The following is a 10,742-nucleotide window of genomic DNA, read 5'->3' on the forward strand; positions in this document are numbered from 1 at the left end:
TGGCATGCGGACACACTTTTCTTTACTTAACCCGGCGTCGGCGTGGGTAATGGACAAAAAGTGTGTCTGATTCTCAAGATGGTGACTGGTGAGAAGCCAAAAACTACGGGCTGCAAATGTGAAACTGTATGAGTTTATGACACTTTCAGGCCATTTTTCGGGCTATTTTTGTCATAAACGTAGTCAGTAACTTGCATCGCCCCAACGCCGCCAGTCATAAACGTAGTCAGTAACTCGCATCGGTGTCACTGGGGGAGAGGGGGGGCTTTACCCGGGTTTGGTGGGGAGAGCTTTTGCCACAGTCTAGGTTGTCCCGAGCCCCGGGGTCCAGATGTCAGTTTTCAACTTACAATATCTGCCATGAACTGGCGATTTGCTTATGTTCAGCGCTGTTCTGTAGAGTAACAACTCGTGCGCAGCGCTGGTAATCCAGAAAGCTGAGCACGGCATTTAAGGCCCTGTGGCGCAGTTGGTTAGCGCGCCGCCCTGTCACGGCGGAGGTCGCGGGTTCAAGTCCCGTCAGGGTCGCCACTTGATTAATTTCAAGTCTGGCCAGATAGCTCAGTCGGTAGAGCGTCCGCCTGAAAAGTGGAAGGTCAGCGGTTCGATCCCGCTTCTGGCCACAATTAATCCCCAGTCCGGAAACGGGCTGGGGATTCTTTGTTTTACCAGGTGTTTGTCGCGGGGATCGTCGTAAAGCACAGTGCATCGAGCCGTGCGAAAGCCTTAAAGTGGGGGAAACTAAACCGCGTACGCACCCTAGCGGATAGGATGTTGTGCATGAGTAAGGAATTCGCCTCAGCAGGAACGCTGTCCGACGATAAGACGCTGCCGTGGGTCGTGCGCATCTTCGTCTACACGGATGCTGAGGGCAGCCAATCGGCTGCTGAGAAGGTTCGTGGGGTGCTCGCGGAACTGATTCCGGATCAGGAAGTCAACGTCTACGAGGATGTCATGCCCGATGTGGGGCGCACCTCTTCGCTCGCTGATTTGTGGGCGGAGGCCAACCCGGGCATGGATCCGGGGGATCGGAAGCGTTACCGCATCAGTGTGGTGGCTCCGGGGCTGTCTCACTGCGAAATGGCGGACCTGGCAGGCCCGCTCGCTGAGGCCGTCAGCCCGGGGTGGGCAGAGGGGGAGGCTGCGACCAAGGTCGCGAAGGGCGATGTCCCGTGCCGTGTCGCTGTCGGGCGTGCCGACGAGCACCCGGGCGAACCCCCGCTAGTGCAGAATTAACCAGAATTCGGAATTAATCCGAAGCGAGAGCTGTTATCTGGGTTACATCCTAAGAGTCGTTTGCAATGACGACGCTTCACAACCATGAGAGGGAAGTGATTCCGAAAATGGCACACACTATTTCGCATGATGAGGCCGGTCAGCGCTACGTTCTCACCGTAGAGGGAGAAGAGGCCGGCTTTGCCGCTTACACCCCGGTGGAAGGTGCCCTGGACTTTGACCACACGGTTGTAGATGGCAAATTCCGTGGACAAGGCCTGTCCAAGCCGCTTATCGCAGGCGCGCTGGATGATGTTCGGAAGAACAACCGAAAGATTCGCACCAGCTGCTCCGCTGTTGCCAACTTCGTGGAGAAAAACCCGGACTACCAGGATCTACTGGCTGACTAGTCGCTGAAGGGCGAAGAACGCACAAAGAAGCCGGCCGGCTGCTCACGATAGGAAGAGCAGCCGGCCGGCTTTTGTATGTAGAGCTAGTTTTAGGGCGGGGCTAGATGAAGTCTCCGTCACCCTGGACGTACACCGCCGGATCGCACAACGGCTTGTGCTCTTCGGGCTTGGCAGGGCGTACGCGGCCCGGAATTCCTATCACGATGGAATCGGGTGGGCAGCTGTGGGTGACCACGGAGTTGGCGCCGATTGATGAGCCTGCACCAATTGTGATGGGGCCAAGGACTTTCGCACCTGCTCCGACGGTGACGTTGTCCTCCAGGGTGGGGTGGCGTTTTACCTTCTCCAGTGAGCGGCCGCCAAGCGTCACGCCGTGGTAGAGCATGCAGCCGTCACCGATTTCTGCGGTTTCGCCAATGACGATGCCCATACCGTGGTCGATGAAGAACCTTCGGCCAATTTGAGCGCCCGGGTGAATCTCAATACCAGTCAGCCAACGGGAAAACTGTGCGAGTACTCGTGCAATGCCCTTGAAAATCCCGCCTCGTTTCCAAAGGCGGTGCGAGAATCGGTGAATCCAGATTGCGTGTAGGCCGGAGTAGACAATGGCATTTTCTACATCACTGCGCGCAGCTGGGTCATGCGCGCGGGCATTGTCCAGATCCTCTTTGAGGATTCGGAAAAAGTCACTCATGGGCGTCAATTCTATCTGGTCGGAGGTGTGGGCAATGCAAAAACCCGCTTGCCGACGGAAAGTGCCAGCTAGCGGGCTCTGCAGAGAAGGTTACGGGTGCTTATAGTGCTCGGCTTTAGTCGCGCAGATCCTCGTACAGGATGGAGGAGACGTAGCGCTCGCCGAAGTCAGGAACAATCACGACGATGTTCTTGCCCTCGGACTCCGGGCGGGCTGCAATCTCGAGAGCAGCCTTGATGTTTGCACCGGCGGAAATGCCGCCGAGGATGCCCTCGGCTGCAGCGACCTTGCGGGAGACCTCAATAGCGTCCTCGTTGGTAACCGCAATGATCTCGTCGAGAAGCTCCTGATCGAGAACCTCTGGGACGAAGTTTGCGCCCAGACCCTGAATCTTGTGCGGGCCGGCGGTGCCCTCGGTCAGCAGCGGGGAGGCCTTCGGCTCAACGGCAACCAGTTGGATGTCCGAGTTGTGCTTCTTCAGCGTGCGACCAGCACCGGTAATGGTGCCGCCGGTGCCGACACCAGCCACGAAGTAATCAACCTTGCCGTCGGTAGCTTCCCAGATTTCTTCACCAGTGGTTGCCTCGTGGATAGCCGGGTTGGCCGGGTTGGCGAACTGGGAAGCCAGGATTGCATTGTCGGTGTTAGCCACGATTTCGTTGGCCTTATCGACAGCACCGCGCATGCCATCCGCGCCCGGGGTGAGTACAAGCTCAGCGCCGAATGCGCGCAGAACGACGCGGCGCTCCTGGCTCATGGTGTCCGGCATAGTGAGAATGACTTTGTAACCGCGGGCTGCGCCGACCATTGCCAGCGCGATACCGGTGTTGCCTGAGGTGCCCTCGACGATGGTTCCGCCCGGCTTGAGCTCGCCAGAGCGCTCGGCGGCATCGATAATTGCGTTGCCGATGCGGTCCTTGACCGAGTTGGCAGGGTTGTAAAACTCCAGCTTGGCAATCACGTTGCCCGGCAGGCCCTCGGTAACACGGTTGAGCTTAACCAGCGGGGTGTTGCCGATCAGTTCAGTGACATCGTTATAAATAGTCATTAATCTTATCCATTCCGGAAATCACAGAGGACTTCCTAATGAGTTTTCGCGTGTAGCCGTAGTGTACGCCTGATCCTGCAATTAGTACAGACCAGTTCGTCTATTTCATGGCTTGCGTAGGGAAGTGGAAGCTGTCAGTTCCGGTGTCGCCACCGTCATAGTCGCCGCGGCCGGCGTCGTCGCAGTCGCACCGCTATTGTCGCAATGCTCCTGCTCTTGCCGCGTTAACGCTATCTCATTGCCTTGCTCGTCCTTACCTCCATTGTGAGGGTAAAGAGCATTAAAGTTTCTTAGAATCCACTATTCTGAGACGTGATTTACAGTGCACGGGAATGCCTTGTAAATAGGCAGCGGCCCTCGCCACTGTGATTGGGCGCGATTGCGGCCCTTATCTGCACAGCGGTTATATGCGATAACCGGAAAACGCAGACAATGGACTCAGCGATTGCGGTGCTTCGTCGAAGCCACTCAGGGGGACTCAAACCTTTGGGGAAGGAGGCGAAGCATTAATAGAAGTGTGAAGCTTTCCTCAGCCCATCAGCCAGGAGACCGACTGTAAATCATCCAATTCGCGTCCGCGGATTGGCGGTCGAGCGGTGCTGTCGAGGTGAATAGCGCCGTAGAAAGATGATTTACATCATGCATATTGCTGAGGGATTTCTCCCAGTTACTCATTGCATTGGGTGGGGCGTAGCTGCCGCTCCCTTTGTCATTCACGGCGCAATTCAAGTCAAGCGCACTATGAAAGAACATCCCGGTAGCGGCATGCTGCTCGGTGCTGCTGGTGCGTTTACCTTCGTGCTCTCCGCAATCAAGATTCCATCTGTGACGGGTTCCACTTCGCACCCGACAGGTACAGGTTTTGGTGCTGTAATCTTCAAACCTCCGGTGATGGCGCTGCTTGGCTCCATCGTGTTGCTCTTCCAAGCAATCTTGCTCGCTCACGGCGGCATTACGACGCTCGGTGCGAACATCTTCTCCATGGCAATCGTCGGCCCGTGGGTTGGCTACGCCTTCTACGTATTGACTCGAAAGCTCGGCGGAGGCCTACTACCAGGTGTGTTTATGGCAGCGTTCTTCGCTGACCTCTCCACCTATGTTGTGACCTCCGTGCAGCTCGCTCTTGCACACCCGGCAAACCCGGGCGGTGTCGGCGGCGCTCTGGCTACATTCCTCGGCCTGTTCGCTATCACGCAGATTCCGCTGGCGATCATCGAGGCTCTGGTCACCGTCATTCTCATGCGCACCCTGCTGGCCGTGGCACATTCTGAGCTCCTCGATCTCGGCTTCCTGTCCCGCTTCGGTGATGCGCCAGCACCGGCGCTGGAGGCGAAAGCTGCAGAAGCCACGGCTGACGCTGTTGCAGGATCTGTCACTTCGCAGAATGCGGCAGCTGCATCCGTATCTGGCCAGAAGCAGTAGCCGTCGTCAAGCGAAAAGAAGCGAAAGAGAGCACGATTATGAATGCAAAAAACAACGCGCAGATTGTCGACGCACAGGCAGCTAGCCAGCCGAAGAAGAACTCCGTGTGGGTCAGCGTTGGTCTCATTGTCCTGGTAGTCGTAATTGCCATGTTCCCGCTGTTCTTCAACTACGGGGACGACGACGCCGAGGAGCCGTTCGCCGGCACTGATGCCACCGCTACGGAGACAATTCAGGAAATCGACCCGAACTACGAGCCGTGGTTCGAGCCACTCGTCGGCGAGCTGCCGGGTGAGGTCGAGTCGGGTCTGTTCGCGCTCCAGGCCGTTATCGGTGCTGGCGTCCTGTTCTACGTTATTGGCTTCTACCGAGGGAAGGCTGCTGCGCGTTCGGACAAGCGCGAGAAAGAGCAGTGAATGCGCTAGAAGCTGCAGCGGCGCGCAGCGCTTGGGCACGCCGCAACGTGGGTGAAAAGATTCTGCTGCTCGGTGGGCTGCTGATTCTGGCGGTTGCGCTACCGCCAATTCCCTTTGCGCCTGTCATTGCGGTCATTGCTTGGTCTATTGCGTACATAGCCCGAGTGCCCCGCAAGCTGTATGTGGCAATGGTGCTGGCACCGGCGGCTTTTGTGCTCGTCGGCGCGTTTCCGCTTTTGGTAGCGCTTACTCCCGACGGTCTCGCGTGGTCGCCGGATGGCCCGCAGCGAATGGCGCAGGTTGTGATGCGTTCGTTTGCGGGTATCAGCTGCACGATGGTCTTTGCGCTGACCACTCCGATTTCGGAGCTCATTGCCTGGCTCGACAAGCACGGCTTGCCGCGATACTTGACGTACCTCGCCGAGGTGATTTACCGGATGACCGGCGTGCTGATTCACTCCGCACACTCGATGACGGAAGCGCAAGCACGACGCTTGGGACACTCCACGCGCCGGGCGATGATCCGAGATGTAGCGGCACAGTCCGCCAGCCTCTTTGTAATTGCCTTTACCCGCGCGCGCAAGATGCAAGAGGGAATCGAGCTGCGCGCCGATCCGAGCGCAATGAAAGTACTGGTGATTTCGCGGCCCAGGCAGCCGAAGTTCATCGCGATATCCAGTGCATTACTTTTGTCGTTGATTGCGGCCTGGGCGCTGCTGAAATGGGGTGTATAGGGATGTCGAGCAGCAGGAAAAATCGCGCTGATCACGTACATGGTGCCAACGGTGTCATTGTCGAAGCGGCTGCAGTTACATACGCTTACGACGAAACCCACGTTCTGAAAGGCGTGGATCTGGCAATTTCGGGTGGCGAGCGCCTAGCGCTGTTGGGGGCAAACGGTTCGGGCAAGTCCACGCTGTTGCGTATGCTCGCGGGAGCGTCTAAGCCCAATAGTGGTGAGGTCCGCCTTGACGGCACCGTCTACACGTACTCCCGGCACGGCCGCAATGCGGTCCGTCGCTCAGTGCAGATGGTCACGCAGGATCCGGATGAGCAAATCTTCGCGGCTAGCGTGTTTGCAGACGTCTCGTTCGGTCCCGTCAACCTGGGGCTTAAGAACGAGGAAGTCGAACGGCGCGTCCGGCAGGCTCTAGGTACCGCCGAGATCACCGATCTCGCCGAACGCGTTCCGCACCAGCTTTCCTATGGTCAGCGCAAGCGCGTCGCTCTCGCTGGTGCGCTGGCGATGCATCCGCGTGTGCTGCTTCTCGACGAGCCCTCCGCCGGCCTCGATCCGCAGGCGACCCGAAAGCTTGCACACACGCTCAATCAATTGCGCGATCAGAGCACTGCCGTCGTCGTCGCCACGCACGACATCGACTTCGCGTGGAATTTCGCCGATAGGGCAGCGGTGCTTGCCGACGGCAAACTGCGCGTCGGCGCCAAGGAAGAAATTTTGGCCGATCGACGGTTGGTCGAACATGCTCGACTGGCTTTGCCCTGGGCGCCCGTGGTCTCCAAGGCGATTGGGCGAGATGTGTGCCATCCAGAGGATGTTTAGGCGAGTGGCTTGGTTGGTGAATAGCTCATCGATATGTGCAGCTAAACCGCGCTAAAAATGAGAAAAACGCCCGCGGGCAGGGCGTAATGCCTATGAAAATAGGCCTAGAAATATAGGCGAAGCTGTCGCATTTCTTCGCTTCCATTTCACGTCACACCTGTCCGCGGGCGATCTCCGTGGCCGTGGCACTTTGCAGTGCCCTCGGCGCATCAGGCAGGTATTCGGACTTTCTGGCGTGACCGACAATAAGGGGATGACGACTGCCGCAAGCTTCAATGCTTACGTGCAGATCCTTATTATCAATTTTCCTACTTTTCGCCGCTTCCCAAGGTTGAAATAACCTCAGTGCCGTTGGCGAATTTTGTTCCAGATTACCGCTGCGGGACAGTTCCGGAATTGCACCGGATTCCCTCTTGCGTTTGCTGTGCACCACCTTCGGACAACCACGTGGAGGACGTAGCATTGAAAGTGGAACTCAACAAAACCTGTTGCATGTATGACAATAGCGCACGATGCAAAATAAGCGAAGGTCTTTTTCGAAAATGTCCGCATTGGGGGTAAAACGCCGTTCATTACCCTCTGTTATCAACATTCACGCAGTTTGTTAGCGGAAAAATAGCTACCCCCTGCCTTGTATTTATTCGGCCGAGGCGGGGCTAATGACAGGATTTATCCTGGTATTTTCTTTACGTACTTGTAGAGAAACCTAGTTGTTTCCTAAGATTGTGTGACGGATGCCTTAATGCAGGTGTACCCGTTCGGAGGGTACTATCTACTTTGTACGGTTTACAGCCCCCGAAAGGGTCAGTGGCCGCTGAGCGGTAGTTGGCCATTTCGTAGGAGTGTAAGTCGGCGCGAAGTCACAGGCTGATGGTGCCTCTGTGGGTGCCAGTGAAGCAATTTGCCCGTTACGCAGGAGGACGCGAGATGGATCCCCACCGCATTCTGGACGACAATGAGGTTATTAAGTCGTCCTTGGTCGCCCTAAAGAATGCGACTGGTATTCCGGTCACAATGTATGCGGAAGTCACCGATAACTCTAAGATGCAGATCAACAACTGGGTTGGCCTGCGTACTCCGGCCCTGCAGAATCTGACTGTGGAATCGGGTGCGGGTGTCGGTGGTCGCGTGTTGGCCACGCGCCGCCCGGTGGGTGTCAGTGACTACCTGCGCGCCAAGGTTATTACCCATGAGTATGACGACAAGATTCGTGACGAAGGCCTGCACTCGCTGGTCGCCGTGCCGGTGATCGTTTCGCGTCTTGTCCGTGGCGTGCTCTACGGTGGCGTGCACTCCTCGGTGCGCCTGGGGGACAAGGTTCTTGAAGAGGTCACAATGACCGCCCGTTGCCTGGAGCAGGACCTCGCTGTCGTCGATGCCTGCCGCAACATGGATCGTTCTGGCAACGGTAAGGGCGGCCGCATCATGAATGGCGCTGAGTGGGAGCAGGTTCGTTCCACGCACTCCAAGCTGCGCATGCTCGCTAACCGTGTGGATGACGAGAAGCTGCGCCAGGAACTCGAGGTGCTCTGTGACCAGATGGTCACCCCGGTTCGCGTCAAGCAGACCACCAAGCTGTCGGCTCGTGAGCTCGATGTTCTCGCCTGTGTCGCCCTCGGTCACACCAACGTCGAGGCCGCAGAGGAAATGGGCATCGGTGCCGAGACGGTTAAGTCCTACCTCCGCTCCGTAATGCGCAAGCTGGGCGCCCATACTCGCTACGAGGCCGTCAACGCGGCCCGTCGCATCGGCGCACTGCCGTAAACCGCTTGACGACGGTTCCTTTGCGCCCAAACCCGCGGGTATTGGGGTAGTCAGTTCTGCTACTTGCTCCGCTACTTACCCCCTGCTTGCCGCTGGGCTTCGCGCTCACCACCGGGGATCCACTTAACGTCGTTTCCGTCATTGGCCACTCTCGAAAGAATAAACAACAGGTCAGACAGGCGATTGAGATACTTCGCCGGTAGGACTGAGGTGGTTTCGGGAAATTCGCGGCAGGCAGCCCATGCTGCACGCTCGGCTCGGCGAGTAATCACCCGAGCTGTGTGTAGCAGTGCTGCGGCTGGTGTGCCTCCCGGGAGGATGAAGGAATCCAGTTTCGGCAGTTGTTCATTGAATTGGTCGCACCAGTGCTCGAGTCGCTCGATGTAATCCGGCTCGATACGCAACGGCGGGTACTTCGGGTTTTCTTCAATAGGTGTTGCCAGGTCGGCTCCGGCATCAAATAGGTCATTCTGCACGTAGCGAATGACAGCCGAGATTTCGTCGTCAAGCGTGCCGAAACTGAGCGCCTGGCCGAGTGCGGCGTTGGCCTCCTCGCACGTGGCGTAGGCGATAAGGCGAGAATCATCCTTGGGAACGCGGCTGAAATCGGATAATCCAGTGGTGCCGTCGTCGCCGGTGCGAGTGTAAATGCGAGTTAGATGAACGCTCATAGCTTCAAGCCTAAGCGCGATATTGCGAAATGTGGTTGGCTGGGGGAGTGGGAAATGAGCGATTTCTGGTTAAAGGCGGAGCGACGCTAAATGGTCAGGTTCAGATTTCCGGGGCGAAGAACTCGGTTCTGAAACTGATGGGTGCGGCGCTTCTCGCCGAGGGCACGACAGTACTGACGAACTGCCCTGAAATTGACGACGTGCCATTGATGCAAAAGGTCCTCGAAGGGCTCGGCTGCTCCGTGACGCGCGAGGGCGACCGGATTGAAATCACGGTGCCCGAAGAACTCTCGCATCACGCCGATTTCGATGCCGTGCGCCAGTTCCGCGCTTCGGTCTGTGTGCTCGGGCCGCTGACGGCGCGTACCCGTAACGCGATTGTCGCACTGCCCGGTGGTGACGCTATTGGTTCCCGCCCGCTGGACATGCATCAGGCTGGCCTGGAGAAATTGGGCGCGCGCACCTATATTCACCACGGTTGCGTGGTGGCTGAGGCGGGGCGTCTCAAGGGGGCGAACATCAAGCTGGACTTCCCGTCCGTCGGCGCGACCGAGAATATTCTGACCGCGGCCGTACTAGCGGAAGGTACGACTGTGCTGGATAACGCCGCCCGTGAGCCCGAAATTGTCGACCTGTGCGAGATGCTCGTGGAGATGGGCGCCAAGATTTCGGGTGCGGGATCTAACACCATCACGGTTGAGGGCGTAGAGAAGCTGCACCCGACTGAGCACAAGGTTGTCGGCGACCGAATTATCGCAGGGACCTGGGCTTATGCTGCAGCGATGACCGGCGGCGATATTACGGTCGTTGGCATTAACCCTAAGTACCTGCACCTTCCTCTGGAAAAACTGAAGAACGCAGGCGCTCAGGTCGAGACCTACCCGCAGGGCTTCCGCGTGCGTATGGACGGGCGTCCGCAGGGTGTGAACTATCAAACGCTGCCATACCCAGGCTTTCCGACGGACATGCAGCCCATGGCCATTGCTCTGTCCGCGGTGTCCGAAGGGACGTCAGTGCTTACCGAGAACGTTTTTGAGTCGCGCTTCCGGTTTGTCGACGAGATGATTCGCCTCGGCACGGACGCGACTATCGATGGCCACCACGTGATGATTCGCGGAAAGGAAACGCTGAGTTCCGCACCTGTGTGGTCTTCGGACATTCGCGCCGGAGCGGGACTAGTGCTTGCTGGGCTGTGTACTGAAGAAGGTGACGTCACTGAGGTGCACGATGTCTATCACATCGACCGTGGCTACCCGGGCTTCGTAGAGACACTCAATTCTCTTGGCGCATCGGTTGAACGGGTTAGCTAGTGATTGTTGGCCTCTGGTCAATGGCTAACGGCTAAGCGCACGGTGCTAGTTAAACGCGCGGTGCGGAAAACCATCGCAAGTCTTCGGTTCTGGATGCTTCAGAACCGTAGGGAGTGATTCTCCAGTGGTGGCTTGTGGTGGTTTTCGCTATTTTACCTGGGGTTTTGTGTCTTTGGGTGGGGTGTGTGTAATGTATCTGGAGGTCAGCGTGGCCAGGCAGTTTATGTGTTT

The 10,742-nt window shown here is 57.5% G+C and carries 11 protein-coding genes, 2 tRNA genes and 2 riboswitches; of the genes, 10 read left to right on the plus strand and 3 right to left on the minus strand.

Going from position 1 to position 10,742, the window contains the following annotated elements; translation table 11 throughout:
- The first annotated feature begins 454 nt into the window (after positions 1 to 454).
- From HMPREF2920_RS09205 to HMPREF2920_RS09220, 4 genes are all read left to right on the plus strand, one after another.
- A tRNA-Asp gene (locus HMPREF2920_RS09205) sits at positions 455 to 531 on the plus strand.
- A gap of 19 nt (positions 532 to 550) precedes the next feature.
- Positions 551 to 623: transfer RNA gene (locus tag HMPREF2920_RS09210), tRNA-Phe, on the plus strand.
- A gap of 157 nt (positions 624 to 780) precedes the next feature.
- A complete protein-coding gene (locus HMPREF2920_RS09215; RefSeq protein WP_048733759.1) occupies positions 781 to 1,236 on the plus strand; it encodes a hypothetical protein in 456 nt (151 codons plus the stop codon).
- A 107-nt stretch (positions 1,237 to 1,343) separates the two neighbouring features.
- A complete protein-coding gene (locus HMPREF2920_RS09220; RefSeq protein ID WP_049173078.1) occupies positions 1,344 to 1,625 on the plus strand; it encodes a GNAT family N-acetyltransferase in 282 nt (93 codons plus the stop codon).
- 100 nt (positions 1,626 to 1,725) lie between these two features.
- Here the strand turns inward: HMPREF2920_RS09220 and epsC are convergent, their stop codons facing one another.
- Positions 1,726 to 2,319 carry a serine O-acetyltransferase EpsC gene (epsC, locus tag HMPREF2920_RS09225; protein ID WP_005511963.1) on the minus strand — a complete coding sequence of 198 codons (594 nt, stop codon included), beginning with the start codon at positions 2,317 to 2,319 and terminating at the stop codon, positions 1,726 to 1,728.
- Between the two features lie 115 nt (positions 2,320 to 2,434).
- Positions 2,435 to 3,367, minus strand: a complete 933-nt coding sequence (cysK, locus tag HMPREF2920_RS09230; RefSeq protein WP_070601725.1) for a cysteine synthase A — start codon at positions 3,365 to 3,367, stop codon at positions 2,435 to 2,437.
- A 303-nt stretch (positions 3,368 to 3,670) separates the two neighbouring features.
- Positions 3,671 to 3,940, plus strand: a riboswitch (cobalamin riboswitch).
- A gap of 66 nt (positions 3,941 to 4,006) precedes the next feature.
- On the opposite strand from cysK, the gene HMPREF2920_RS09235 reads away from it, so the two are divergent.
- The 5 genes from HMPREF2920_RS09235 (at position 4,007) to ramA (ending at position 8,530) form a co-directional block, all read left to right on the plus strand.
- Positions 4,007 to 4,789: an energy-coupling factor ABC transporter permease gene (locus tag HMPREF2920_RS09235; RefSeq protein WP_049190264.1), complete on the plus strand. Its 783-nt coding sequence runs from the start codon at positions 4,007 to 4,009 to the stop codon at positions 4,787 to 4,789.
- Between the two features lie 38 nt (positions 4,790 to 4,827).
- Positions 4,828 to 5,205, plus strand: coding sequence for an energy-coupling factor ABC transporter substrate-binding protein (locus HMPREF2920_RS09240; RefSeq protein ID WP_049173058.1), 378 nt, complete (start codon positions 4,828 to 4,830; stop codon positions 5,203 to 5,205).
- Positions 5,202 to 5,939 carry a cobalt ECF transporter T component CbiQ gene (gene cbiQ / locus HMPREF2920_RS09245; RefSeq protein ID WP_049190262.1) on the plus strand — a complete coding sequence of 246 codons (738 nt, stop codon included), beginning with the start codon at positions 5,202 to 5,204 and terminating at the stop codon, positions 5,937 to 5,939. Before HMPREF2920_RS09240 ends, cbiQ begins: the two co-directional genes overlap by 4 nt.
- 2 nt (positions 5,940 to 5,941) lie before the next feature.
- The gene (locus tag HMPREF2920_RS09250; protein ID WP_049190261.1) at positions 5,942 to 6,766 is read left to right on the plus strand and encodes an energy-coupling factor ABC transporter ATP-binding protein; all 825 of its coding nucleotides are present in this window, start codon (positions 5,942 to 5,944) and stop codon (positions 6,764 to 6,766) included.
- Positions 6,767 to 6,960: 194 nt separating this feature from the next.
- Positions 6,961 to 7,218: riboswitch (cobalamin riboswitch) on the minus strand.
- A gap of 475 nt (positions 7,219 to 7,693) precedes the next feature.
- Entirely contained in the window at positions 7,694 to 8,530 is an 837-nt protein-coding gene (gene ramA, locus HMPREF2920_RS09255; protein WP_005511953.1) for an acetate metabolism transcriptional regulator RamA, read from the plus strand.
- Positions 8,531 to 8,601: 71 nt separating this feature from the next.
- On the opposite strand, the gene HMPREF2920_RS09260 is transcribed toward ramA, so the two are convergent.
- The gene (locus tag HMPREF2920_RS09260) at positions 8,602 to 9,201 is read right to left on the minus strand and encodes a cob(I)yrinic acid a,c-diamide adenosyltransferase (protein ID WP_049173053.1); all 600 of its coding nucleotides are present in this window, start codon (positions 9,199 to 9,201) and stop codon (positions 8,602 to 8,604) included.
- Between the two features lie 47 nt (positions 9,202 to 9,248).
- On the opposite strand from HMPREF2920_RS09260, the gene murA reads away from it, so the two are divergent.
- Entirely contained in the window at positions 9,249 to 10,511 is a 1,263-nt protein-coding gene (gene murA, locus HMPREF2920_RS09265; RefSeq protein ID WP_224433880.1) for a UDP-N-acetylglucosamine 1-carboxyvinyltransferase, read from the plus strand.
- Positions 10,512 to 10,742: the final 231 nt, after the last annotated feature.

This window comes from Corynebacterium sp. HMSC075F02 (assembly GCF_001838335.1).
In the GTDB taxonomy this organism is placed as follows: Bacteria; Actinomycetota; Actinomycetes; order Mycobacteriales; family Mycobacteriaceae; genus Corynebacterium; species Corynebacterium jeikeium_D.

What these genes read in the sequence shown, in the direction of transcription:
- HMPREF2920_RS09215 (WP_048733759.1), top strand. Translation starts at nt 781, where the DNA reads ATGAGTAAGGAATTCGCCTCAGCAGGAACGCTGTCCGACGATAAGACG.
- HMPREF2920_RS09220 (WP_049173078.1), top strand. Translation starts at nt 1,344, where the DNA reads ATGGCACACACTATTTCGCATGATGAGGCCGGTCAGCGCTACGTTCTC.
- epsC (WP_005511963.1), bottom strand. Translation starts at nt 2,319, where the DNA reads ATGAGTGACTTTTTCCGAATCCTCAAAGAGGATCTGGACAATGCCCGC.
- cysK (WP_070601725.1), bottom strand. Translation starts at nt 3,367, where the DNA reads ATGACTATTTATAACGATGTCACTGAACTGATCGGCAACACCCCGCTG.
- HMPREF2920_RS09235 (WP_049190264.1), top strand. Translation starts at nt 4,007, where the DNA reads ATGCATATTGCTGAGGGATTTCTCCCAGTTACTCATTGCATTGGGTGG.
- HMPREF2920_RS09240 (WP_049173058.1), top strand. Translation starts at nt 4,828, where the DNA reads ATGAATGCAAAAAACAACGCGCAGATTGTCGACGCACAGGCAGCTAGC.
- HMPREF2920_RS09250 (WP_049190261.1), top strand. Translation starts at nt 5,942, where the DNA reads ATGTCGAGCAGCAGGAAAAATCGCGCTGATCACGTACATGGTGCCAAC.
- ramA (WP_005511953.1), top strand. Translation starts at nt 7,694, where the DNA reads ATGGATCCCCACCGCATTCTGGACGACAATGAGGTTATTAAGTCGTCC.
- HMPREF2920_RS09260 (WP_049173053.1), bottom strand. Translation starts at nt 9,201, where the DNA reads ATGAGCGTTCATCTAACTCGCATTTACACTCGCACCGGCGACGACGGC.